Genomic DNA, 23,713 nt, shown 5'->3' on the forward strand with positions numbered 1-23,713 from the left:
ACGGGCCCGCTGACCCGCATCTTTCTGTTCATCGGACCAACGGCCCGGAACCCCGGAAGAGATCCAGATCACTCCATCGGGGCCCCACCGGAGCCCCACGAGGTCTCCGTCGCACCACCGCCATCACCCCATCGGGGCCCTGTTCGCACTCCTGTGCGCCTCCATCGGGCCCGCTCCGGTGGCCCGGCGGAACCCGCGCCCCGACACTGGAGCCGTGCGTACCGCCACAGCGACGGCAGCGGCCGTCACCACGACCCTGCTGGGTGCCTCGGTCGCCGCGCTCGCGGCCGGCCGGTACGCCGCCGCCACCCTGCGGCCCCGCCCGGGCCGCCCCCTGCCCGGCGGACGACGGCTCAGCGTCCACTCCACCGCCGCCGGCCGGGTCGCGCTGACCCGCTCCCTGGCCTCCCTGCGCCCCGGCACCTACGGCCTGACCGCGCCCGGGGTGCACGCCGTCGTCGGCTCCGTCCTCACCGACGTCCCGGCCGAACCGGACACCGTCGTACGGCGGCTCCTCGCCGTCACCCACGGCAGCCTCGCCCCCGGCACCCGGGTCTCCCTCACCCCCCAGCTCCACTCCGGCGACCCGCGCACCGCCCTCGGTCTCGACCACGCCGACGTGGCGGTCCCCGGGGAGCTGGGCCCGCTGCCCGCCTGGTTCGTGCCCGCCGCCCGGGACACCTGGGTCATCACCGTGCACGGGCTCGGCGCGGGCCGCGAGCACCCGATGGTGGTCATGCCCTTCCTCCACCGGCACCGGCTGCCCGTCCTCGACCTGGCCTACCGGGGCGACCCCGGCGCCCCCGCCTCCCCGGACGGCCTCGGCCACCTCGGCGCCACGGAGTGGCGGGACCTGGAGGCCGCCATCCGCCACGCCCTGCGCCACGGCGCCCGCCGCGTCGTCCTGCACGGCTGGTCCACCGGCGCCACCATGGCCCTGTACGCCGCCGAGCGCTCGGCCCTGGCGAGCCGGATCGCCGGGGTGGTGCTGGACTCGCCCGTCCTCGACCGGCGCGCCACCTTCCGCCGGCTCGCCGCCGCCCGCCGCACCCCGCCCCTGGTGCTGCCGCTCGCGCTACGGGCCGCCGAGAGCCGCGCCCGGCTCCACGCCGACCTCCCGTCGCCGGGGGCGGACCCCGGCGCGCTCCGCGTCCCGGTCCTGATCTTCCACGGCCCGGAGGACACGGTCGCCCCCTGGGAACCCTCCCGCCGGCTCGCCGCCGCCCGCCCCGACCTGGTCACCCTGCGCCCCGTGCGCGAGGCCCCGCACGCGGCGATGTGGAACGCCGACCAGGCCGGGTACGAGGAGGCCCTGCGCCGCTTCCTGGTCCCCCTCATGTGAAACCCGCGCGAAGGGTTCCTGTCCCCGGCTTCCTGTCCTCTTCTTGTCGGTTCCTGCGCGTTCTCCGGCGGAAGTCCTGCGGCGGGCGGGGTGCGAGGGGCGGGTTGTCCCGTTCTGTTCCTCCGGCCGGTGACAGTAACGACCGGTTCCGTTTGGGCTTTCGGCCGGTGACGGGCGAGACTGCTTCCGTGACGTCCCGAAAGCCTGATGAGCAGTTGGCTCGCGACTCCAGACTCCGACTCGTCTCCCCGCGGTCCGTCGCCGCGGCCCGCAAGGCGGTGACCGACCGGCGGACCCGGTCCGCCCAGCGGCCCCCGGCGGGCACGCCCGCCACGGCGGACCTCGCGAACCGGGCCCGGACCTCCCTCGCCGACGCCGTGCGCCTGGCCCGCTGGGCCGAGCGCAACCTCGGCGCCGGTGACGGCGGCAGGCCCGCCCCGGCGGGCGCCCTGCCCGCCGCCGACGCCGAACGCGCCGCCGGGGACCTACGGCTGACGCACGGCCAGATCCAGGCCGGCTGGGACCGCGCCCGCCTCGCCGGACTCGTCGAGGTGCACGGCGGCCACGCCCGCCCCGGCTGGCGGCTGCACGCCTGGGACCGCGACGACACGGCCGTGCTGCGCGGCTGGGTCGCCCTCTTCGACGCCTGGTCGCTCGTCCACCCGGCCCCCGCCGACCTCGCCCCCGGGGCCGTCGCCGAAGTGGTCGAGGCGATGCCCCAGCTCCTCTCCCTGCTCCAGCTCTCCGCCGGCCCGGTGACCGTCCCCGACCTGCTCGACCTGCTCGGGCAGCGCGTCACCGAACTGCGCGACGAGCGGTGCGAGGTCCCGTACGACGCCCCGCCCCAGGAGGCCACCGGCCCGGAGGCCGCCCCCACCGGGCCCGTCCCGCTGGCCCGGCTGCTGCGCTGGGCCCTCGGCGGGCTCGCCGCCGTGGACGCCGTCACCCTCGGCCCCGCGCGGGCCGCCCTGACCCCGCTCGGGAGCTGGGCGGTCTGGGTCAAGCTGGAACAGATCTGCGTCGCCGCGCAGAGCCCCGCCGGGAACATCGAGCAGTCCGCCGCCGCCATGCTGCACGGCTGCGCCCGCCTCACTCCCGGACCGGCCCGCGCCGAGTACCGGGCCTGGCTCGCCGCCCGCCCCGTCGGCCACGCCGTCAGCGAGCTCCTGCACGCCGCCCGGGGCGAGGACGCCCTGCTGCGCGGCCTCGCCTTCGAGGCGCTGCGCGTGGTCGGCGCCCCCGCCGAGCCCGAGGTGCGCGCCGCCGTCCGGGAACCCGCCCTGCGCCCGTACGCCCTGCTCTGGCTCGCCGAGCACGACGGGGTCGACCCCGACGAGGCCCAGGACGTGCTGACCCCCGAGGAGTCGACCTGGCTCTGGGTGGACACCGCCGCCGCCATCGCCGACCACGGCGAGGCCGACCTGCTCGCCCGCCACCTGGACTCGGCCGTGCGCACCACCGTGCCCCGGCTGCTGGACGAGGTCCGGGCGGTCGGCCATCCGCGCACCGTCCAGGTCCTGGTCGCACTGGCCGCCGCCCACCCCGACCCGGCCCTGGCCAAGGCGGTCCGCCGCGCCGCCTTCCAGCTCCACACGGGCGGCGTCTGACGGCGCCCGGGGAGACGGCGGTCCCGGTCAGAGCCGGGGCGCGTACGTCCCGAAGCTCCAGACGTTGCCCTCGGCGTCCCGGGCCGTGCAGTCCCGGGAGCCGTACTCCTGGTCGGCGGGGGCCACGAGGATCTCCACGCCGTGCTCGACGGCCCGCCGCCGGTGGTGGGCGTCCACGGCACCGACGACGACGTGGACGCCCGTCGGCCCGGCGCCCTCCATCGCCCGGTCGAAGGCGCCGCCCCGGCCCTTGGAGCCGGGCATCACCGCGCCGTTGCCGTACGACAGCTCCGCGTGCAGCACGACACCGTCGTCGTCCTCGTGCACCGCGACCGGGGTGAAGCCGAACGCCTCCGTCAGCTGCCGGATCACGGCCCGCGCGTCGCGGTGGAGCAGCGCGGGGAAGACGGACGCGCCACCGTTCGTCACGGACGCACCCCTTCCTGTTCCGGTCATGACGGTCACCGCCTCCCGTGCATCTCCGTGCCGCTCGTACCGCCCGTACCGCTCGTGCTCCTCCGGGGCGGGCGCCGTCAGCGGAAGGTGTCGCACCGGGCCATGTCGCCGGTCCGGTAGCCCTGGTAGAACCACTGCTGGCGCTGGAGCGCCGAGCCGTGCGTCCAGGACTCCGGGGTCACCCGGCCCTGGAACTTCTCCTGGATGCGGTCGTCGCCGACCGCCGCCGCCGCGTCCAGCCCGTCCCGGATGTCCTGGTCGGTCAGGCTGGTGACCAGCGGCCGGCCGGTGGACCGGTCCGGGGTCCGGGTGGCGTGACGGGCCCAGACCCCGGCGTAGCAGTCCGCCTGGAGTTCGACCTTGACCGCGTTGCTGTTCGCGCCCTGGCTGCCGTCCTGGGCCTTCTGGAGGGTCCCGGTCAGGTTCTGGACGTGGTGCCCGTACTCGTGGGCGACGACGTACGCCTGGGCGAAGGGTCCGCCGCTCGCGCCGAACTTCGTCCGCAGCTCCTGGAAGAAACCCAGGTCCAGATAGACCTTCCGGTCGGCGGGGCAGTAGAAGGGGCCGACCGCCGAGGTGGCCGTCCCGCAGGCGGTCGCCACCCGGCCGGTGAAGAAGACCGTCTGCGCCGGGCCGTAGACGGCCCCGCGCCGGGTGAACTCCTGCTTCCAGAAGTCCTGGACGCTGTTGACGACCGCGACCAGCCGGCAGTCCTCCCGCGCGTTGGCGTCCTGCCCCGTGCGGCAGGTCTGCTGGACCTGGCTCACGGTGGAGGGGACGGGCGCCGGGGCCCGGTCCCCGGAGGAGAGCCCGAGCTGCTCCGGGCCGACACCGAACAGCAGTCCGAGGATCAGCGCGAGGAGACCGGCGACCCCGCCGCCGATGGTGGCCCGCCCGCCCGGGATGCGGCTGCCGCGCACGTCCTTGACCTCGGAGGTGTCCAGCCTGGCGTCGTCGTCGAACTGCATCCCGTACCGCCCTCGGTTCCCGTGGCCCCGCGACCGCTCCTGGGGCGAGTATCACCCCCTTCGCCCCGGTACGCCCCACGGCCCACCGGTACGGCCCCGCAGCCGTGCGAGAGGCCGTACGCGCAGCCGTACGGGGGACGGGTCCGGTGCGCGCGGGAGGGGGCCGGGGCGTTTCGGCGGTCCGATAAGTAGTTGCGCGTCACCGGTAGAATGTCCCCATGGCAAATCTCCTCGCGGATTAGCGGCGTCGAAGCTTCGCGTCCTGCCCCCCTTCCGCCGTACCCACCCGCCCTGGAGTATTTCCGTGATCACCGCCACCGGCGTCGAGCTGCGCGCCGGCGCCCGCGTCCTCATCGAGTCCGCCTCCTTCCGCGTCGCCAAGGGCGACCGCATCGGCCTGGTCGGCCGCAACGGAGCGGGCAAGACCACGCTCACCAAGTGCCTCGCCGGCGAGGGTCAGCCCGCCGCCGGGGCCATCGCCCGCTCGGGCGAGGTCGGCTACCTCCCGCAGGACCCGCGCACCGGTGACCTCGACGTCCTGGCCCGCGACCGCATCCTCTCCGCCCGCGGCCTCGACGTCCTGATCAAGAAGATGCGGATCAACGAGGAGCGCATCTCCACCGGCTCCGGCGCCACCCGCGAGAAGGCGATGCGCCAGTACGAGCGCCAGGAGACCGAGTTCCTGACCAAGGGCGGCTACGCGGCCGAGTCCGAGGCCGCCACCATCTCGGCCGCCCTGGGCCTGCCCGACCGGGTCCTCGGCCAGCCGCTGCACACCCTCTCCGGTGGCCAGCGCCGCCGCGTCGAGCTGGCCCGCATCCTCTTCTCGGACGCCGACACCCTCCTCCTCGACGAGCCCACCAACCACCTCGACGCCGACTCCGTCGTCTGGCTGCGCGACTACCTGAAGAGCTACCGCGGCGGCTTCATCGTGATCTCCCACGACGTCGACCTGGTCGAGACCGTCGTGAACAAGGTCTTCTACCTGGACGCCAACCGGGCCCAGATCGACGTCTACAACATGGGCTGGAAGCTCTACCAGCAGCAGCGCGAGGCCGACGAGAAGCGCCGCAAGCGCGAGCGCCAGAACGCGGAGAAGAAGGCCGCGGCCCTGAACTCGCAGGCCGACAAGATGCGCGCCAAGGCGACGAAGACCGTCGCCGCGCAGAACATGGCCAAGCGCGCCGAGCGGCTGCTGTCGGGCCTGGACGCGGTCCGCGTCTCCGACAAGGTCGCCAAGCTGCGCTTCCCGGACCCGGCGCCCTGCGGCAAGACCCCGCTGACCGCCGAGGGCCTGTCGAAGTCGTACGGCTCCCTGGAGATCTTCACCGACGTCGACCTGGCCATCGACAAGGGCTCGCGCGTCGTCATCCTCGGCCTCAACGGCGCCGGCAAGACCACCCTGCTCCGTCTGCTGTCGGGCACGGAGAAGCCCGACACCGGCACGGTCGTCCCCGGCCACGGGCTCAAGCTCGGCTACTACGCCCAGGAGCACGAGACCCTGGACCCCGAGCGCACGGTCCTGGAGAACATGCGCTCCTCCGCGCCGGACCTGGACCTGGTCGCCGTGCGCAAGACCCTGGGCTCCTTCCTCTTCTCCGGGGACGACGTGGACAAGCCCGCCGGGGTGCTCTCCGGCGGCGAGAAGACCCGGCTGGCCCTGGCCACGCTGGTCGTCTCCTCGGCGAACGTGCTGCTCCTGGACGAGCCCACCAACAACCTCGACCCGGCCAGCCGCGAGGAGATCCTCGGCGCGCTGCGCACGTACAAGGGCGCCGTCATCCTCGTCACGCACGACGAGGGCGCGGTGGAGGCGCTGGAGCCGGAGCGGATCATCCTGCTCCCGGACGGTGTCGAGGACCTGTGGGGCCCGGACTACCGGGACCTGGTCGCCCTCGCCTGATCCGCCCCCGCCGGGTCGTGATCCAGTTCCTTATGGATCATTCGGCTCAGGAGTGATCCATCATCTGAGTGAGACGGTCTCGTACCGCCGCACGCCGTCCGAAGGCCCCGGCCACACCCGTGAGGGTGTGCGGCCGGGGCCTTCCGGTTTCCGGCAGACCGGCCCTGACCTGGGAATTCACTCAGGGCCCGGGAGAGAGCGGCCGAGCGCGCCTAACGGAAAGAGGGATTCCGCTCTGCTCGGGTGTCCACCTCCGGGGGATTGCCGTCGTACCGACCTTGCCGAATGGGTGGCCAGGAAGCCGGGGAGGGGTGATCATGAGAAGACCAGAGCGCACTTCCCACGAGGAGGCACGGGTGGCCGAGACTCTGAAGAAGGGCAGCCGGGTTACCGGCGCCGCGCGCGACAAGCTCGCGGCAGACCTGAAGAAGAAGTACGACTCCGGTGCGAGTATCCGGGCGCTGGCCGAAGAGACCGGCCGGTCCTATGGATTCGTGCACCGGATGCTCAGTGAGTCCGGAGTCGTCCTGCGTGGTCGCGGAGGCGCGACGCGCGGCAAGAAGGCTGCTTCGGCCTGACCCTGTTCCCAACGGTTGCAACGGTTTTCCGAGGTTCCTTCGGTGACCCCCCGGCCTGTCCTCGGACCGGCCGGGTGGTTACTGTGCAGTCACTTAGGCCGGACTGCGGCCGACTGCACACCGGAGGCACACGGATGGCTCTGCTCGACAAGGACGGCGTACGGCTCACCGCCGACGACACGGTCGCCACGGTGACACTGACCAATCCGGCCAAGCGAAACGCCCAGTCCCCCGCGCTCTGGCGGGCGTTGGCGGAGGCCGGAAGGTCGTTGCCGGGCACCGTCCGGGTCGTCGTGCTGCGCGCCGAGGGAACATCCTTCTCCGCCGGCCTCGACCGGCAGGCGTTCACCCCCGAGGGCTTCGAGGGCGAGCCGTCCCTCCTCGACCTGGCGCGCGCGTCGGACGAGGCCCTGGACGCGACCATCGCCGAGTACCAGGAGGCGTTCACCTGGTGGCGCCGCCACGACCTCGTCTCCGTCGCGGCCGTGCAGGGGCACGCGATCGGCGCCGGCTTCCAGCTCGCGCTCGCCTGTGACCTGCGCGTCGTCGCGGACGACGTGCGGTTCGCCATGCGCGAGACCAGCCTCGGTCTGGTCCCCGACCTCGCCGGGACCCAGCCCCTGACCGCCCTGGTGGGCTATGCCCGCGCGCTGGAGATCTGCGCGACGGGCCGCTTCGTCCAGGCCGAGGAGGCCGAGCGGACCGGCCTCGCCAACCTCGTCGTCCCGGCGGACGAACTCGACGCCGCCGTCCAGGACCTCACCACGGCCCTGCTGGCCCCGCCGCGTGACGCCGTGATCGAGACCAAGGCCCTGCTCGCGACGGCGCACACCCGCACCTACGACGGCCAGCGCGCCGCCGAGCGCGCCGCCCAGGCCCGCCGTCTGCGCGACCTGGCGGGCCTCTCCGACTGACGGCCCGGGCCCCGACGGTCCCGTACCGCCACGGGGCGGGGTCCGGGGGACCGGTACCGGCCGACCGGCGCAGCGACCGGGAGCGGTGACGGGGTCGCCCGCTTACGGTGGTGGGGGAGTCCGCACCGCGCGAAGGGACACGTGATGACCGAAACCGCAGCGAAGGGCCACGCCAAGGACCCCGCCGACCGGGGCCGCACGAGCATCGCCGACGGCGTGGTCGAGAAGATCGCCGGAATGGCCGCCCGCGAGGTGGCCGGCGTCCACGCCATGGGCAGCGGCAGCGGCCTCTCCCGCACCTTCGGCGCCGTCCGCGACCGGGTCCCCGGCGGCGCGAAGGCCGCCGTCAGCCGGGGCGTCAAGGCCGAGGTCGGGGAGGTGCAGACCGCCCTCGACCTGGAGATCGTCGTCGACTACGGCGTGTCGATCCGTGACGTGGCCCGCGCCGTACGGGAGAACGTGATCTCGGAGGTCGAGCGGATGACGGGCCTGGAGGTCGTCGAGGTGAACATCGCGGTCAGCGACGTGAAGCTGCCCGACGAAGAGGACGCCGAGCCGGAGCCCCGGCTCCAGTAACAGCGTCCCGTCCCGCCGAAAGGAGCCCGCATGAGCATGGCGGTCGTCGGCCTGGTGGCCGGCATGGCACTCGGATTCGCCGGGTATTTCGGCGGCTTCGGAGCATTTCTGCTGGTGGCGGCGCTCGGCGCCATCGGCTTCGTCGTCGGCAGGTTCCTCGACGGGGACCTGGAACCCGGCGATCTCTTCCGGCCCCGTGGCCGCGACGGCCGGCGCGGGTGAGGCCCTGATGACCCCGGCACAGACCCCACCGCCCCGGGTGGCCCCCGCCGAGCGGGGCGCCACCCGCATCGCCGACCGGGTCGTGGCCAAGATCGCGGCCCGGGCCGCCCGGGAAGCGCTCGCCGAAGGCGCGGGCGGACTCCCGGAGGCCTCCTCCCCCCACGCCGATGTCACCGTGCACCACGACATCGCACGGGTTCGGGTGAGCCTGGAACTGGACTACCCCTCGGACCTCGCAGCCCGCTGCGCGGCCGTGCGCCGCCAGGTCGCCCTGCGGGTCGAGGAGTACGCCGGCATGACCGTGCCCGAGGTGGACGTCGAGATCGAGCACCTGCACCCCACCGACGTCCGGGCCGCCGCCGGGCGGGACCGGCGGCTGCGGTGACGGCCCCCGGCGCCGCGCCCGCCCCCCGCTTCCGCTCCGCCCGCCGCGTTCCGGCCGCGCTCACCGCCCTCGCCGTCCTGGCGGTGGCGGGCCTCTTCCTCTACGACCTGGCCGCCGTACGGGCCCACCGGCCCGGCATGCGCTGGCGCCGCGAACTGGCCCACCAGCTGGAGCGGCACACCCCGGCCGACCTGGCGGTGCAGGTGGGCGCCGGGGTCCTCGTCGCGGCCGGCGCGGTGCTCCTGCTGCTGGCCCTCACCCCCGGGCTGCGGGGGCTCCTGCCGATGCGGACACCCGGCGCGGCCCCGGACCAGGGCGCCCCCGTACGGGCCGGGCTCGGCCGGAAGGCCGCCGCGCAGGTGCTGCGCGACCGGGCCATGGAGGTGTCCGGGGTGCGGTCGGCGCGGGTCCGGGTGGGCCGCTCCCGCGTCCGGGTCCGGGCCACCTCGCACTTCCGCGACCTGGACGACGTACGGACCGACCTGGACGCGGTGCTCGCCGTCGGCATCGGGGAACTGGGCCTGGCCCGGCCGCCCCGGCCGAGGGTGCGCGTCGGCCGGGCCGGCGGAAAGGGGTGAGGGGATGCTCGGGGTGGTGAACCGGACCCTGCTGGCGCTGGCCGGACTCGTCCTGACGGCCACCGGGGCCGCCCTGCTGACGGGCTGGTGGCCGCCGGCCGGCCGGCACGCGCCGCTGCTGACGGAGGCGGCCCGGCACCGGTACGGACACGCCGAGGACTGGTGGCGGTGGGTGGTCCTCGCCGGGCTCGCGCTCTGCGTCCTGCTGGCGCTGTGGTGGCTCCTGTCCCAGCTGCGGCGCTCACGGCTGCCGGCGCTCGTCGTGGACACCGGGGACGGCGCGTTCGCCCTGCTGCGGGGGCGGGCGCTGGAGGCGGCGGTGGCCGCGGAGGCGGGCGCGCTGGACGGGGTCGCCCGCTGCCGGGTCGCGCTGCGCGGCCGGCGCGGCTCCCCGTCCCTGCGGATCGCCCTGGAACTGGAGCCGCACGCCGTCCCCGCCGACGCCCTGGCCGGGCTCGCGGGCCCGGTGCTGGCGCACGCCCGCAGCTCGACGGGGCTTCCCGCGCTGCCCGCGGAGGCCCGTCTCACGGCCGCCTCCCACCGGGCCCGGCGGGTGACCTGACCCACCGGGCCCGGCGCCGGGTGACCCGACCCGCCGGGCCCGGTGGACGCGGCCGGTCAGAAGCCGTGCCGGGAACCGCCGTCGACCGGGAGCATCACACCCGTCAGGTACGAGGCGGCGGGGGAGAGGAGGAACGCCCCGGCGCGGCCGAACTCCTCCGGGGTGCCGTAGCGCCGCAGCGGGATGCGGGACTCGTTGGCCGCGCGGGCCGCCGCCGCGTCGCCGGAGAGGGCGTCGAGCTCGCGCACCCGGTCGGTGTCGACGCGGGCCGGGAGCAGCCCGACGACACGGATGCCGCGCGGGCCGAGCTCCACCGACAGGGACTTCGCGAAGCCGGCCAGGCCGGGGCGGAGCCCGTTGGAGATGGTCAGGCCCGGGATCGGCTCGTGGACCGAGCCGGAGAGGACGAAGCCGATGACCCCGCCCTCGCCCAGTTCGGCGGCGGCGGCGCGGGCGAGCCGGACGGCGCCCAGGAAGACCGACTCGAAGGCCGCCGTCCACTGGGCGTCGGTGTTCTGCGCGGCCGAGCCCGGAGCGGGTCCGCCGACGCTGATGAGGATGCCGTCGAAGCGCCCGAAGTGCTCCCGCGCGGCGGCGATCAGCCGCCCGGCCGCCCCGGGGTCGGCGTTGTCGGCCGCCACGCCGACCGCGTTCGGGCCCAGCGCGGCGGCGGCCGATGCCGCGCGCGCGGCGTCCCGGCCCGTCAGCACCACCTTCGCGCCGTCGGCGGTCAGTTCACGGGCACAGGCGTGGCCGAGGCCGCGCGTGGCCCCGGTGACGACATAGACACGGTCCTTCAGTCCAAGATCCATGCCGACACGCTACGCCGTCGCCGTCTCCCGCACGGCGGCCCGGGCCGCCTCCTGCTCCCGGTCGCGCTTCTCGCGCCGGACGAGGACCACCCAGCCCACCGGGACCCCGGCCGTGAACAGCCACCACTGGACCGCGTACGCCATGTGCGCGCCGATCGACCGGTGGTCGGGCTCGCCGACCGGCTCGGGGCCGCCGTCCACCGGGGCCGGAGCGGTCAGTTCCAGGTAGCCGCCGAGGACGGGCCTGCCCAGGGACTCCGCCTGCCGGGCGCTGTTGATCAGCATCACCTGGCGGTCCGGCAGCCCCTTGCGGTCCTTGATGCCGCTGCCGCCGGTCGTCTCGTCGGCCTTCAGCCGGCCGGTCACGGTCACCTCGCCCGGGGGCGCGGCCGGTACCGGCGGGTAGGCGCGGAGGTCGGCGCCGCCCGCCACCCAGCCCCGGTTGACCAGCACCACGCGGCCGTCGCCGAGGACGAGCGGGGTCACGACGTGGAAGCCGACCTTGTCGTCGTTGGAGGTGCGCATCCGGACGACGACCTCGTGCGCGGGGTCGTAGGTGCCGGTCGCGGTGACCGTCCGCCAGAAGTCGGCGCGCGGCACCGTGTGGCCGGGGGAGGTGAGTGCGGTCACGGGGGCCGGCTCCGCCTCCAGGTTCGCCGCGATCAGCCGGTTCTGCGCGACCCGGTGCTCATGGCGGTGGAACTGCCAGAACCCCAGCTCGATCATGGCGGGGACGAGGGCCAGGGCGACGAGGGTGAGGCACACCCACTGCCGGGTCAGCACAAAGCGGTACACGCCCACGACGGTACCCCCCCGCCGGACCGGTCCCGGCGGCCGGGTGGCCGTACGGGACCGGACGCGGCCGGTGAACCTTTCCGGTCACAGCACTAGCCGGCCGCCGCCACGTCCCGCAGCAGGTGGGTGAAGGCGGCCTCGTCGACGACCGGGGTGCCGAAGGACTTGGCCTTGACCGTCTTGGAGGTCGCCGAGTCGGGGTCGTTGGTCACCAGCAGGCTCGTGAGGCGGGACACGCTCGTGGCGATGTGCAGCCCCGCCTCGACGGCGCGGTCCTCCAGCAGCTCCCGGTCCACCGAGGTGTCACCGGAGAAGGCGATCCGCATGCCCTGCTTGAGCGGCTTGCCGTCCTCGAAACGCCCCGGGTTCGGGTACGGGCACACCGGGCGCCTGCGCGAGGGCCGCCAGCTCGTGCCCCGGTAGGAGGACTGGTAGCCGACGCGCGGGGCGGCGGGGGAGTCCGACCACTCCGTCAGCGGCCGGCACTCCAGCAGGGGCAGCCGTACGCCGTCCCGCGCGGCGGCGTGCAGCGAGGGACGGAACGCCTCCGCCAGGACCCTGGCGTCGTCGAGCGCGTTGTGGGCGCGCTGCTGGACCACCCCGAAGTGCGCGGCGAGCGAGGCCAGCTTGTGGTTGGGCAGCGGGAGGTTCAGTTCCTTCGACAGGGCGATGGTGCACAGCCGCTGACGGACCGGCGCGGCCCCGGCGGCCCGCGCGTACTCCCGGGCGATCATCTGCCAGTCGAAGAGGGCGTTGTGCGCGACCAGCACCCGGTCCGCGAGCCGTCCGGCGAACTCCTCGGCGATGTCCTCGAAGAGCGGGGCGTCCTGGAGCACGGCGCTGGTCAGGCCGTGAATCCACACCGGCCCCGGGTCGCGCTGCGGGTTGACCAGGGTGTACCAGTGGTCCTCGACATTGCCCTGTGCGTCGAGCCGGTAGACGGCGGCGGAGACTATCCGGTCGTCGCGAGCGAGCCCGGTCGTCTCGACGTCGACGACCGCGTACCCCTGTGGGTACGCGGGCGGCCACATCGCCTCTGCGGTCGTACGGTCGTAGAGCATGGTCACAGAGGATATCGGCCCGCACCGACAGCCCGGTCCCCCGCAGGCCTTCCCGGGGCGCGGACCGGGCGTCGACCGGCCGCGCACCGGCTCCCGGGACCCTTCGGCGCCCCCTCGGCGAGACCCCGGCGGGAGCCCGCGCGCCTCGGTCCGACGGCCCGTCGGACCGACGGGCCGTCAGCCGCGTGGGTTCCGCCCGCCCCTCGCCCGGCTGCGGGTACCTGCGGTGACACCGAAGAATACCGATCGGTAACAACCCCTGGCGGCAGCCCTGGAGTCGCCTTTATGGTGCGGACATGCCAAACCTGCCGGATGTCGTGCTGTGGTCCGTGCCCGCCTTCGCGCTGCTCACCGCCGTCGAGCTGGTGAGCTACCGCGTCCACCCCGACGAGGACGCCGCCGGGTACGCGGCCAAGGACACCGTCACCAGCCTCGGCATGGGGCTGGGCAGCCTCGCCTTCGACTTCCTCTGGAAGATTCCCATCGCCGCCGTCTGCACGGCGGTGTACGAACTGACCCCGCTGCGCGTCCCCCTGCTCTGGTGGACGGTCCCGCCGATCCTGCTCGCGCAGGACTTCCTCTACTACTGGCAGCACCGCGGCCACCACGTCGTCCGCGTCCTGTGGGCCTGTCACGTCGTCCACCACAGCAGCCGCAAGTTCAACCTGACCACCGCCCTGCGCCAGCCGTGGACCAGCGTCACCTCCTGGCCGTTCTACCTGCCGATGATCGCCCTCGGCGTGCATCCGGCCGTGGTCGCCTTCTGCTACGCGGTCAACCTCGTCTACCAGTTCTGGATTCACACCGAGCGCGTCGGCAGGCTGCCGCGCCCCGTGGAGTACCTCTTCAACACCCCCTCCCACCACCGCGTCCACCACGGCTCCCAAGGGGGCTACCTGGACCGCAACTTCGCCGGGATACTGATCGTCTGGGACCGGGCGTTCGGCTCCTGGACGGGGGAGGGCGAGCGGCCCGTCTTCGGCCTGACGAAGAACATCGACACCCACAACCCGCTGCGGGTCGCCACCCACGAGTACGCCGCCCTCGCCCGGGACCTCCGGGCCGCGGACGGCTGGCGCGAACGGGCGGGCCACCTCCTGCGCGGCCCCGGATGGCGGCCGGACGCGGCCCGCCACGAGGGGCGTGACGGTAGGTGTGACGGCGTTGCGTGTGACGGCGTTCGTGACGCCCCTCATGATGCCCCTCGCGGCGACGTTCGCGACCGGCCGGGCGACGGCCCCGGCGCCGGGGCCCCGCCCGCACCGTCCGCGTTCGCACCGCCCGCACCGCCCGCACCGCCTGCCCCCGCGTCCCCGTCCGTATCCGTCCCACCGCCCGCCTGCGCGCCCGCCCCCGACGGCGGTCCGCAGGCCGTACAGGAGTCCACCGCGTGAGTACCGCAGAATTCCCCGGCCGCCCGGTCCCCGCCGGGGCCGCCGCCCCCGTACCGGCCGCCCGGACCCGCCTGGGCCGGGCCGCCCTCGTCGGCTTCGCCCTCGCCGCCGCCCTCGACCTGGGGTCACTGCTGGCCGGCTGGGGGCCCGGCCACGTCATCGCCAAGCCGCTGCTGATGCCGCTGCTCCTCGGGTACGCCCACACCCGCGGCGCGCCCCGGCTGCTGACCGCGGCCCTGGCCCTCGGCTGGTGCGGGGACCTGGCCCTGCTCCTCGACGCCGAGGCCGCCTTCCTGGCCGGCATGGGCTGCTTCGCCGCCGGGCACGTCTGCTACCTCGTCCTCCTCGGCAGGCGCCCGGGGCACCCCACGGCCGGGCCCGCGTACGCCGTCGCCCTCGTCGCCACCGTCACCGCGCTCTGGGGCGACCTGCCGGCCGGGCTGCGCGTCCCCGTGGCCGCGTACAGCCTGCTGCTCACCGCCGTGGCCGCCCGCTCCACCGCCCTGGGGCTGCGGGCCGGTGCGGGCGGGGCGCTGTTCCTGCTCTCCGACACGCTCATCGCCATGGACGTCGCCGGGTGGCCGCAGCCGTTCCGGCCGGGCTTCTGGGTCATGGCCACCTACCTGGCCGCCCAGTACCTCCTGGTCACCGGGGTCCTCGGGGCCGGCGGGCGGCGTACCGTGGACCCGGTCATACAAAGCTGAACCATTTCCGACCCGGAGGACTGCACCCTCATGCGCGCCACCGTCATCCACGCCCCGCACGACATCCGCGTGGAGGAGGTGCCCGACGCCGCGATCCAGCGCCCCGAGGACGCCGTCGTCCGCGTCCTGCGCTCCTGCATCTGCGGCAGCGACCTGTGGGCCTACCGGGGCGAGTCCGCGCGCAAGCCCGGCCAGCGCATCGGCCACGAGTTCCTCGGCATCGTCGAGGAGACCGGTTCCGCCGTCTCGGGCCTGCGCGCCGGTGACCTCGTCGTCGCCCCCTTCATGTGGTCCGACGGCACCTGCGACCACTGCGCCGAGGGACTCCACACCTCCTGCGCGCGCGGCGGGTTCTGGGGCTCGGTCGGCTCCGACGGCGGGCAGGGCGAGGCCGTGCGCGTCCCGCACGCCGACGGCACCCTGGTGAAGCTGCCCGCCGACGCCGCCTCCGACGACCACCTCCTGACCGGGCTGCTCGCGCTCTCCGACGTCATGGGCACCGGGCACCACGCCGCGCTGGGCGCGGGCGTGCGCGAGGGCTCCACCGTCGCCGTGGTCGGTGACGGCGCGGTCGGTCTCTGCGGCGTCCTGGCCGCCCGGCGCCTGGGTGCCGGGCGGATCATCGCCCTGGGCCGCCACACCGCCCGTACGGACGTCGCGCGGCTCTTCGGGGCCACCGACGTCGTCGCCGAGCGGGGCGAGGCCGCCGTGGCCGCCGTCCGCGAACTCACCGCGGGCCGGGGCGCGCACGCGGTCATCGAGGCGGTCGGCACCGAGGAGTCGATGCGCACCGCCCTGAACATCACCCGCGACGGCGGGGCGGTCGGTTACGTCGGCGTCCCGCACGGCAGCGGCACCGGCGTCGACCTCGGCGTGATGTTCGACCGCAACATCACCCTGCGCGGCGGCGTCGCCCCGGTCCGCGCCTACATACCGGAGCTGCTGGCGGACGTGCTCAGCGGCGCGATCGACCCGGCACCCGTCTTCGACCGGACGGTGTCCCTGGACGAGGTCCCCGACGGCTACCGCGCGATGGACGACCGCAGCGCGCTCAAGGTGCTCATCACGCCCTGACCCGGACGGGGCCCACGGGGAAGGGGCCGGACGGGGGATGGTCCCCGTCCGGCCCCTTTCTTTTCGCGGCCCGCCGCGGCCCGCGGCGGCCCGCCGTGTTCTGCCGTGTCCTGTCGGACGCGTTACTTCTTGACGGCCTTCAGCGCGTCGACCAGGCCGTGACCGTAGTAGCCGGTCTGGCCCCACTTGCTCTCGCAGGTGTTGGCGGGGATCAGGACGCCCTTGGCGTCGTAGATCTGCTCCGGGCAGGCCATCTTGGTGGCCTGGCTCTTCAGCATCGCCTGGAGCTGCGAGGGCGTCGCGTTCGGGTGCGCGCTCTTGAGCAGCGCCGCGACACCCGCGACCTGCGGGGTGGCCATCGAGGTGCCCTGCTTGTAGCCGTAGCCACCGCCCGGGAGGGTGGACAGGATGCGGCCGTTGCCGTCCGGCGTGGCCGGGACCTGCCACTTGTCGCCGCCGGGGGCGGTGACGTCCGCGACGCCCAGGCCGTAGCTGGAGTAGTACGAGCGCAGGCCCTGGTCACCGGTCGAGGTCACCGTGACCACGCCCGGGAGCTGGGTGGGCAGGTCCAGGCAGGTCTTCGGGTCTATGGTGCGCGGCACCGGAGTGGTGTCGTTGGGGCTGGTGTTGTCGACGATCGAGTCGGCGGCCAGGTCCCAGTTCGAGTTGCCCGCGGCGGCCACGTTCAGCACGCCCTTGCGCTCGGCGTACTTGCTCGCCCGGGTGAGGGCCTCCACCAGCGCCTTCTGGTCGTCGTCCGTCTTGCAGTTGAAGTTCCAGGGGTCGACGTAGTAGCTGTTGTTGGTCACCTCGATCCCCTTCTCGGCGGCGAACATGAAGCCACAGACGACCGCCTCGGTGAAGAAGAGGCTGGTCCCGGGCTCGCTCACCTTGATCGCGGCGATCCGGGCGCCGGGCGCGACACCGCTGATGCCGGCGCCGTCACGGGCGGCCCCGATGGTGCCCGCCACGTGCGTGCCGTGGTCGCTGCCGTCGGCGTACGGACGCCACGCGCCCTCGGAGGTGTCCGGGACACCGCCGACGCAGTTGGCCGACTGGCTCTTGGAGAAGTTCGCGGCGAGGTCGGGGTGGGTGTCGTCCACGCCCGTGTCGATGACGCCCACCGTGACGTTCCTGCTGCCGTCGTCGATGGCGTGGGCCTGGTCGGCCTTGATCTTCCGCAGGTCCCACTGGTTGGGCTCCAGCGGCTCCTGGCCCGGCGCGGCCTTCGCCGCGGACTTGGCGGCGTCCGCCGTGCTCAGCTGCTGCGTCGTGCCCTCCTCGGTGGTCTGCACCGTCTGGAGGGGGGCCGTGCGGGTGGCGCCGACCGACACGAACAGGCTGCGCTGGGTCCGCAGCTCCTTGGCGAACTCCGGGTTCTGGGAATGCGCGACGACGACCCCGATCTTCTCGTGGGCGATCACCACCGTTCCGCCGGCCCGCTCGATGGCCTTCCGGGCCTGCTTCACCGTGCCGTACGCGGTCAGGTTCGCCACGTAGGACAGCTTGGGGCCGGAGGTGCTGGGCTTCGAGGCCGTCGCGGTCTGCGCCGTGTTGCCCAGCGGAGCGGCTGACGCCGCGGCCGAGGGCAGGAAGGCGAGCGAGGCGGTGAGCGCCAGGCCGACCGGTACGGCGAGGGCACGCCGGCGGCCGAATCCCAGATGAGCCATGGGTTCTCCACATCATCTTCGAAAAAGCCGTCCTGTGCGGTCACCCAGGACGGGTCCATGACAAGGGAATCTAGTGCCGACGTTCCCCTTTGCGCCATCAGTTCGAGTGGCCAGTTTTCAGAGAAACAGCAGGTGTTGAACCGTCCCGATGTGTCGGCCGTGCCGTTGTCAGGGGGAATCAGCACGTCGTCCCCCCGCACGGAGGTTGTTTTGTCCGTCGTCCCCACCGCACCCGCGTCACAAGGAGAGCCCCCCGTGACCACCGAAGCAGCGCCGCCGCAGGGCAGCGCGGGCTCGCCGCCGGCGACCCCCACGGCCGAAGAGTTCATGAGCGTCCAGCAGAGCGCCGAATTCGCCGAACTGCGCCGCTCCTACCGATCCTTCGCCTTCCCGCTCACCGTGGCCTTCATCGCCTGGTACCTGCTCTACGTCCTGCTGTCCAACTACGCGGGCGGCTTCATGGGGACCAAGCTCTTCGGCAACGTCAACGTCGCCCTCGTGCTGGGCCTCGGCCAGTTCGCGACGACCTTCCTCATCGCCTGGTGGTACTCGCACCACGCCGCCGCGAAGCTCGACCCCAAGGCACGGGCCATCAAGGCACGGATGGAGGCCGGGAAGTGAGCGCCCCCGCCCTGTTCCTGACGGGCCCGGCCGCACCGGACGCCCTGACCCACCCGGTGACGGTCGCCGTCGGTGCCACCGAGCACCGCCCGCTGATCATCACCCTCTTCGGGCTCTTCGTCGTCGCCACCCTGATCATCACCGTGTGGGCCGGCCGCCAGACCAAGGGCGCCGCCGACTTCTACGCGGGCGGACGCCAGTTCACCGGCTTCCAGAACGGCCTGGCCATCTCCGGCGACTACATGTCCGCCGCCTCGTTCCTCGGCATCGCCGGAGCCATCGCCCTCTTCGGCTACGACGGCTTCCTCTACTCCATCGGCTTCCTCGTCGCCTGGCTCGTCGCGCTGCTGCTCGTCGCCGAGCCGCTGCGCAACTCCGGCCGCTACACCATGGGCGACGTCCTGGCCTACCGGATGCGCCAGCGGCCCGTCCGCACCGCGGCCGGCACCTCCACCATCGTCGTCTCGATCTTCTACCTGCTCGCCCAGATGGCCGGCGCCGGCGTGCTCGTCTCGCTGCTCCTGGGCATCACCAGTGACGGCGGCAAGGTGGCCGTCGTCGCCCTGGTCGGCCTCCTGATGATCGTCTACGTGACCATCGGCGGCATGAAGGGCACCACCTGGGTCCAGATGGTCAAGGCCGTCCTGCTCATCGCGGGAGCCCTGCTGATCACCTTCCTGGTGCTGATGAAGTTCGACTTCAACATCTCCGACCTGCTGGGCAAGGCCGCCGAGAACAGCGGGCAGGGCGCCAAGTTCCTGGAGCCCGGCCTCAAGTACGGCCAGGACGCCACCTCCAAGCTGGACTTCGTCTCGCTGGGCCTCGCCCTCGTCCTGGGCACCGCCGGACTGCCGCACATCCTGATCCGCTTCTACACCGTGCCCACCGCCAACGCCGCCCGTAAGTCCGTGAACTGGGCCATCGGCATCATCGGCGCCTTCTACCTGATGACGATCGCCCTCGGCTTCGGCGCCGCGGCCCTGCTGAACCGCGCCGACATCCTGGCCTCCAACAAGGCGGGCAACACCGCGGCGCCCCTGCTCGCCCAGGCCGTCGGCGGCGGCGAGGGCTCCACCGGCGGCGCGATCCTGCTCGCCGTGATCTCCGCCGTGGCCTTCGCCACCATCCTCGCGGTGGTCGCGGGCCTCACCCTCGCCTCCTCCTCGTCCTTCGCGCACGACCTCTACGTGAACGTGATCCGCAAGGGCAAGGCCACCGAGAAGGAGGAGGTCCGGGCCGCCCGCTGGTCGACCGTGGTGATCGGCGCCGCCGCCATCGGCCTCGGCGCCCTCGCCCGCGACCTGAACGTCGCCGGGCTGGTCGCGCTCGCCTTCGCGGTCGCCGCCTCCGCCAACCTCCCGACCATCCTCTACAGCCTCTTCTGGAAGCGCTTCACCACCCGGGGAGCGCTCTGGTCGATCTACGGCGGCCTGGTCTCCTCGGTCGTCCTGGTGCTGTTCTCCCCGGTCGTCTCCGGGAAGCCCACCTCGATGTTCAAGGACGCCGACTTCTTCTGGTTCCCGCTGGAGAACCCGGGCATCATCTCGATCCCGCTCGGCTTCCTCCTCGGCTGGCTGGGAACCGTCCTGTCCAAGGAGAAGGCCGACCCGCAGAAGTTCGCCGAGCTGGAGGTCCGCTCCCTCACCGGGACAGGGGCGCACTGACCCCGTCCGGACGCCCGCCGCGGCCACGTCGTACTTGCCTAGGACGTGGCCGCGGTGCGTCCCGCCCCTTCGGGCCCCTCTGCACGCCACAGGCGTCGCGTAGGCTCCACCCCAGCGCACCGGCCCGCCCAGGACCGCGCGCACCTGACGGAACCGGACCGGGGAGGGGGCCCACCATGCTTCGCGACACCTACGGCCGCGTGGCCACCGACCTGCGCGTCTCGCTCACCGACCGGTGCAACCTGCGGTGCACCTACTGCATGCCCGAGGAAGGGCTGCAGTGGCTCGGCAAGTCCGACCTGCTCAGCGACGACGAGATCGTCCGGCTGATCGGCATAGCCGTGACCCGGCTCGGGATCACCGAGGTCCGCTTCACCGGCGGCGAACCCCTGCTGCGCCCCGGCCTGACCGGGATCGTCGAGCGCTGCGCGGCCCTGGAACCCCGCCCCCGGATGTCGCTGACCACCAACGGCATCGGCCTCAAGCGGACCGCCCGGGCCCTGAAGGCCGCCGGCCTGGACCGGGTCAACGTCTCCCTGGACACCCTGCGGCCCGAGGTCTTCAAGACCCTCACCCGGCGCGACCGCCACCGGGACGTCCTCGACGGCATGGCAGCCGCCCGCGCCGCCGGCCTCACCCCGGTCAAGGTCAACGCCGTCCTGATGCCGGGCCTCAACGACGACGAGGCCCCCGACCTCCTCGCCTGGGCCGTGGAGAACGCCTACGAGCTGCGCTTCATCGAGCAGATGCCGCTCGACGCCCAGCACGGCTGGAAGCGCGACGGCATGATCACGGCCGGGGACATCCTGGACTCCCTGCGCACCCGCTTCACCCTCACCGAGGAGGGCGCCGCCGAGCGCGGCTCCGCCCCCGCCGAGCGCTGGCTCGTCGACGGCGGCCCGGCCACCGTCGGGGTCATCGCCTCGGTCACCCGCCCGTTCTGCGGAGCCTGCGACCGCACCCGGCTCACCGCCGACGGCCAGATCCGTACGTGCCTGTTCGCCACCGAGGAGTCCGACCTGCGGGCCGCCCTGCGCTCGGGCGCGCCGGACGAGGAGATCGCCCGGCGGTGGGAGGCGGCGATGTGGGGCAAGAAGGCGGGATCGGGCCTCGACGACCCGTCCTTCCTCCAGCCCGACCGCCCGATGTCCGCGATCGGCGGCTGAGGACCCGGGGACCGGCGGGCAGCGGGCAGCGCGGCCAGGGGTACGGGCGGTCAGCGCCTGCGGTCCGAGCCCTCCGGCTGCACCCAGTCGGCGAGCGCCACGACGTCCTTGAGGAAGCCGCGGACCCCCAGGAACTGGGAGAGGTGCTCGCGGTGCTCCTCGCACGCCAGCCAGGTCTTGCGCCGCTCCGGCGTGTGCAGCGAGGGGTTGTTCCAGGCCAGCACCCAGACGGCCGTCCCGCGGCAGCCCTTGGCGGAACAGGTGGGTGCGTCGGTGCCGGGACCGTCGGTGCCGGGAGCGCCGGGAAGTTCAGGGGAGTTCACGCCTCAACCCTACAAACCCCCCGGCCGGAAGGGCGACGCCGAGCAGCCACGGGGGGAGCTGCCCGGCGTCGGTCCGTCGCTCCGACGGGGGATGCGGAGCGCGTAGGCAGTATGTCACGCAGGACCCAGTACGGTGCAGCGGAACGTCATGATTGATCCGGGCTCTTGGTCAGGTCTCCGGGCTCCAGCGCGGGCCGTACCGGGGCGGGTGCGAAGTGCGAGGGGAGCGAGGGCGTCGACTCGCGTCCGGCGTTGGCGATGACCACCGCGATGTAGGGCAGGAGGGCGCCGGCCACGAGCGTCACGATCGCCACGTGGCGTTCCACGTTCCACAGGACCACGGTCGCGATGACCGACAGGGTCCTGATGATCATCGAGATGACATACCGGCGCTGGCGTCCCCGCACGTCCTCGGCGAGCCCCATCCGCGCCCCGGTGATCCGGAAGACCCCGGTCTCGTTCCGCTTCTTCCGTGTCACGCTCCACCACCCGATCACCCGCCGGACACTCCCGGCCCGGACCCTCCCACGGTACGCCGCCGCACCGGCCGTGGGGAGGGCGGGTGTCCCCCGGACGGGGCCGTCCGGAATGCGCCGCGGGCCGGGTGGCCCGAGACTGGGCGCACGTGCGCACAACGCGCCGGGAGGAGGCTCGACATGCAGTGGTTGTGGGCCATCATCGTCGGATTCGTCCTGGGTCTGATCGCCCGGGCCATCCTGCCGGGCAAACAGCACCAGCCCCTCTGGCTGACCGTTGTCTTCGGCATGCTCGGCAGTGTCCTCGGCAACGCCGTCGCCACCTGGATCGGGGTCAACGACACCGGGGGCATCGACTGGATCAGGCACCTGCTCCAGCTCGTCGGGGCCGTGGTCGTCGTCGGGGTCGGTGACGTGGTCTACGTCGCGCTGCGGGGCAACAGACGGACGACCTGACGGCGGGCGCCCACCGCCCGCCCACCTGTGCGCGCGGCCCGTACCGCGCGCGCACGGCGCAGGGGCGGGTACCGGCCGACCGGCCGGTACCCGCCCCCGCGGTGCGCCGGGGTGTCAGGCGCCCGTGACCTCCACCGCGGCCAGGTTCTTCTTGCCGCGGCGCAGCACCAGCCAGCGCCCGTGCAGCAGGTCCTCGCGCGCGGGGACCGCGTCCTCGGCGGTGACCTTCACGTTGTTCACGTAGGCGCCGCCCTCCTTCACGGTCCGCCGCCCGGCCGACTTGCTGGCGACCAGTCCCGTCTCGGCGAACAGGTCCACCACCTGCGTCAGCTCGCCGACCCGGGCGTGCGGCAGCTCGGACAGGGCCGCGGCCAGCGTGGCCTCGTCCAGCTCCGCCAGCTCGCCCTGACCGAACAGCGCCTTCGACGCCGCGATCACGGCGGCGCACTGGTCCGCGCCGTGCACGAGCGTGGTCAGCTCCTCGGCCAGCGCCCGCTGGGCGGCGCGCGCCTGCGGTCGCTCGGCGGTCTGCGCCTCCAGCGCCTCCAGCTCCTCACGGGTGCGGAAGGACAGGATGCGCAGGTAGGCGGAGATGTCCCGGTCGTCCACGTTCAGCCAGAACTGGTAGAAGGCGTACGGGGTGGTCATCTCCGGGTCGAGCCAGACGGCCCCGCTCTCGGACTTGCCGAACTTGGTGCCGTCCGCCTTGACCATCAGCGGCGTCGCCAGCGCGTGCACGTGCGCGTCCGGCTCCAGGCGGTGGATCAGGTCGAGCCCGGCCGTCAGGTTGCCCCACTGGTCCGAGCCGCCCTGCTGGAGGACACAGCCGTGGCGCCGGTACAGCTCCAGGAAGTCCATGCCCTGCAGGAGCTGGTAGCTGAACTCGGTGTAGCTGATGCCCTGGTCCGACTCCAGCCGCCGGGCGACCGAGTCCTTCGTCAGCATCTTGTTGACCCGGAAGTGCTTGCCGATGTCCCGCAGGAACTCGATGGCGGACAGGCCCGCCGTCCAGTCCAGGTTGTTCACCATGACCGCCGCGTTCTCCCCCTCGAAGGAGAGGAACGGCTCGATCTGGCCGCGCAGCCGCGACACCCAGTTCGCGACGGTCTCCGGATCGTTCAGGGTGCGCTCGGCGGTCGGGCGCGGGTCACCGATCTGGCCGGTGGCCCCGCCGACCAGCGCCAGCGGCCGGTTCCCGGCGAGCTGGAGCCGGCGCACGGTGAGCACCTGCACCAGGTGCCCCACGTGCAGCGAGGCCGCCGTCGGGTCGAAGCCGCAATAGAACGTGACCGGACCGTCCGCGAACGCCTTGCGCAGCGCTTCTTCGTCGGTGGACTGGGCGAACAGCCCGCGCCACTTCAGTTCGTCGACGATGTCCGTCACGGTCTCTCGACTCCTTCGATGCA

26 protein-coding genes are annotated in these 23,713 nt (G+C 73.6%); 17 read left to right on the forward strand and 9 right to left on the reverse strand.

Annotation, left to right across the window (positions count from 1 at the left end):
- The first annotated feature begins 214 nt into the window (after positions 1-214).
- Both ACIA5F_RS27010 and ACIA5F_RS27015 read left to right on the forward strand, forming a co-directional pair.
- Complete coding sequence (locus ACIA5F_RS27010) at positions 215-1,342, forward strand: alpha/beta hydrolase family protein (protein WP_399357300.1); 1,128 nt, start codon at positions 215-217, stop codon at positions 1,340-1,342.
- Positions 1,343-1,530: 188 nt separating this feature from the next.
- Positions 1,531-2,949: a hypothetical protein gene (locus ACIA5F_RS27015; protein ID WP_399357302.1), complete on the forward strand. Its 1,419-nt coding sequence runs from the start codon at positions 1,531-1,533 to the stop codon at positions 2,947-2,949.
- 27 nt (positions 2,950-2,976) lie between these two features.
- Here the strand turns inward: ACIA5F_RS27015 and ACIA5F_RS27020 are convergent, their stop codons facing one another.
- Positions 2,977-3,405 (reverse strand): VOC family protein, encoded by a 429-nt coding sequence (locus ACIA5F_RS27020; RefSeq protein WP_399357396.1) that lies wholly within the window; start codon positions 3,403-3,405, stop codon positions 2,977-2,979.
- Positions 3,406-3,482: 77 nt separating this feature from the next.
- On the reverse strand, positions 3,483-4,373 hold the full coding sequence (locus ACIA5F_RS27025; RefSeq protein ID WP_399357303.1) for a neutral zinc metallopeptidase: 891 nt from the start codon (positions 4,371-4,373) through the stop codon (positions 3,483-3,485).
- 304 nt (positions 4,374-4,677) lie between these two features.
- On the opposite strand from ACIA5F_RS27025, the gene ACIA5F_RS27030 reads away from it, so the two are divergent.
- The 8 genes from ACIA5F_RS27030 (at position 4,678) to amaP (ending at position 10,091) form a co-directional block, all read left to right on the forward strand.
- Positions 4,678-6,276: an ABC-F family ATP-binding cassette domain-containing protein gene (locus ACIA5F_RS27030; protein WP_399357305.1), complete on the forward strand. Its 1,599-nt coding sequence runs from the start codon at positions 4,678-4,680 to the stop codon at positions 6,274-6,276.
- 356 nt (positions 6,277-6,632) lie between these two features.
- On the forward strand, positions 6,633-6,854 hold the full coding sequence (locus ACIA5F_RS27035; protein ID WP_005319113.1) for a helix-turn-helix domain-containing protein: 222 nt from the start codon (positions 6,633-6,635) through the stop codon (positions 6,852-6,854).
- A 134-nt stretch (positions 6,855-6,988) separates the two neighbouring features.
- A complete protein-coding gene (locus tag ACIA5F_RS27040; protein WP_399357307.1) occupies positions 6,989-7,768 on the forward strand; it encodes an enoyl-CoA hydratase/isomerase family protein in 780 nt (259 codons plus the stop codon).
- Positions 7,769-7,912: 144 nt separating this feature from the next.
- Positions 7,913-8,344, forward strand: coding sequence for an Asp23/Gls24 family envelope stress response protein (locus ACIA5F_RS27045; RefSeq protein WP_399357309.1), 432 nt, complete (start codon positions 7,913-7,915; stop codon positions 8,342-8,344).
- A gap of 30 nt (positions 8,345-8,374) precedes the next feature.
- Positions 8,375-8,566 (forward strand): hypothetical protein, encoded by a 192-nt coding sequence (locus tag ACIA5F_RS27050; protein WP_399357311.1) that lies wholly within the window; start codon positions 8,375-8,377, stop codon positions 8,564-8,566.
- 7 nt (positions 8,567-8,573) lie between these two features.
- Positions 8,574-8,951, forward strand: coding sequence for a hypothetical protein (locus ACIA5F_RS27055; RefSeq protein ID WP_399357313.1), 378 nt, complete (start codon positions 8,574-8,576; stop codon positions 8,949-8,951).
- On the forward strand, positions 8,948-9,529 hold the full coding sequence (locus ACIA5F_RS27060; protein WP_399357315.1) for a DUF6286 domain-containing protein: 582 nt from the start codon (positions 8,948-8,950) through the stop codon (positions 9,527-9,529). The genes ACIA5F_RS27055 and ACIA5F_RS27060 overlap by 4 nt, the downstream gene beginning before the upstream one ends.
- Positions 9,530-9,533: 4 nt before the next feature.
- A complete protein-coding gene (gene amaP, locus ACIA5F_RS27065; protein ID WP_399357318.1) occupies positions 9,534-10,091 on the forward strand; it encodes an alkaline shock response membrane anchor protein AmaP in 558 nt (185 codons plus the stop codon).
- A 56-nt stretch (positions 10,092-10,147) separates the two neighbouring features.
- On the opposite strand, the gene ACIA5F_RS27070 is transcribed toward amaP, so the two are convergent.
- The 3 genes from ACIA5F_RS27070 to ACIA5F_RS27080 form a co-directional block, all read right to left on the reverse strand.
- On the reverse strand, positions 10,148-10,903 hold the full coding sequence (locus ACIA5F_RS27070; protein ID WP_399357320.1) for an SDR family oxidoreductase: 756 nt from the start codon (positions 10,901-10,903) through the stop codon (positions 10,148-10,150).
- A gap of 9 nt (positions 10,904-10,912) precedes the next feature.
- Positions 10,913-11,698: an SURF1 family protein gene (locus tag ACIA5F_RS27075; protein ID WP_399357322.1), complete on the reverse strand. Its 786-nt coding sequence runs from the start codon at positions 11,696-11,698 to the stop codon at positions 10,913-10,915.
- Positions 11,699-11,790: 92 nt separating this feature from the next.
- Positions 11,791-12,765, reverse strand: a complete 975-nt coding sequence (locus tag ACIA5F_RS27080; RefSeq protein WP_399357324.1) for a DEDDh family exonuclease — start codon at positions 12,763-12,765, stop codon at positions 11,791-11,793.
- Between the two features lie 290 nt (positions 12,766-13,055).
- Between ACIA5F_RS27080 and ACIA5F_RS27085 the strand changes: the two genes are divergently transcribed.
- The 3 genes from ACIA5F_RS27085 (at position 13,056) to ACIA5F_RS27095 (ending at position 15,931) form a co-directional block, all read left to right on the forward strand.
- Positions 13,056-14,153: a sterol desaturase family protein gene (locus ACIA5F_RS27085; protein ID WP_399357326.1), complete on the forward strand. Its 1,098-nt coding sequence runs from the start codon at positions 13,056-13,058 to the stop codon at positions 14,151-14,153.
- Positions 14,154-14,224: 71 nt separating this feature from the next.
- On the forward strand, positions 14,225-14,857 hold the full coding sequence (locus ACIA5F_RS27090) for a lysoplasmalogenase (protein ID WP_399357398.1): 633 nt from the start codon (positions 14,225-14,227) through the stop codon (positions 14,855-14,857).
- Between the two features lie 30 nt (positions 14,858-14,887).
- The gene (locus tag ACIA5F_RS27095) at positions 14,888-15,931 is read left to right on the forward strand and encodes a zinc-dependent alcohol dehydrogenase family protein (protein WP_399357328.1); all 1,044 of its coding nucleotides are present in this window, start codon (positions 14,888-14,890) and stop codon (positions 15,929-15,931) included.
- Positions 15,932-16,053: 122 nt separating this feature from the next.
- On the opposite strand, the gene ACIA5F_RS27100 is transcribed toward ACIA5F_RS27095, so the two are convergent.
- Entirely contained in the window at positions 16,054-17,601 is a 1,548-nt protein-coding gene (locus ACIA5F_RS27100) for a S8 family peptidase (protein WP_399357330.1), read from the reverse strand.
- A gap of 255 nt (positions 17,602-17,856) precedes the next feature.
- Here ACIA5F_RS27100 and ACIA5F_RS27105 point away from each other — a divergent pair, with 255 nt between their 5' ends.
- The 3 genes from ACIA5F_RS27105 to moaA all read left to right on the forward strand — a co-directional run bounded on the left by ACIA5F_RS27105 (position 17,857) and on the right by moaA (position 21,052).
- On the forward strand, positions 17,857-18,222 hold the full coding sequence (locus tag ACIA5F_RS27105) for a DUF485 domain-containing protein (protein WP_399357332.1): 366 nt from the start codon (positions 17,857-17,859) through the stop codon (positions 18,220-18,222).
- Positions 18,223-18,266: 44 nt separating this feature from the next.
- Entirely contained in the window at positions 18,267-19,886 is a 1,620-nt protein-coding gene (locus ACIA5F_RS27110) for a cation acetate symporter (RefSeq protein ID WP_399357400.1), read from the forward strand.
- Positions 19,887-20,062: 176 nt separating this feature from the next.
- Complete coding sequence (moaA, locus tag ACIA5F_RS27115) at positions 20,063-21,052, forward strand: GTP 3',8-cyclase MoaA (protein WP_399357334.1); 990 nt, start codon at positions 20,063-20,065, stop codon at positions 21,050-21,052.
- A gap of 50 nt (positions 21,053-21,102) precedes the next feature.
- Here moaA and ACIA5F_RS27120 read toward each other — a convergent pair whose 3' ends face one another.
- Together ACIA5F_RS27120 and ACIA5F_RS27125 are read right to left on the reverse strand one after the other, a co-directional pair.
- On the reverse strand, positions 21,103-21,375 hold the full coding sequence (locus ACIA5F_RS27120; RefSeq protein WP_399357336.1) for a hypothetical protein: 273 nt from the start codon (positions 21,373-21,375) through the stop codon (positions 21,103-21,105).
- 146 nt (positions 21,376-21,521) lie between these two features.
- Complete coding sequence (locus ACIA5F_RS27125; protein ID WP_399357338.1) at positions 21,522-21,854, reverse strand: DUF3099 domain-containing protein; 333 nt, start codon at positions 21,852-21,854, stop codon at positions 21,522-21,524.
- Between the two features lie 177 nt (positions 21,855-22,031).
- Here ACIA5F_RS27125 and ACIA5F_RS27130 point away from each other — a divergent pair, with 177 nt between their 5' ends.
- A complete protein-coding gene (locus tag ACIA5F_RS27130) occupies positions 22,032-22,307 on the forward strand; it encodes a GlsB/YeaQ/YmgE family stress response membrane protein (protein ID WP_399357340.1) in 276 nt (91 codons plus the stop codon).
- A 114-nt stretch (positions 22,308-22,421) separates the two neighbouring features.
- Here ACIA5F_RS27130 and tyrS read toward each other — a convergent pair whose 3' ends face one another.
- On the reverse strand, positions 22,422-23,690 hold the full coding sequence (tyrS, locus tag ACIA5F_RS27135; RefSeq protein ID WP_399357342.1) for a tyrosine--tRNA ligase: 1,269 nt from the start codon (positions 23,688-23,690) through the stop codon (positions 22,422-22,424).
- Between the last annotated feature and the right edge of the window lie 23 nt (positions 23,691-23,713).

The organism is Streptomyces sp. NPDC051567, from assembly GCF_044454165.1.
Classification (GTDB): Bacteria; Actinomycetota; Actinomycetes; order Streptomycetales; family Streptomycetaceae; genus Streptomyces.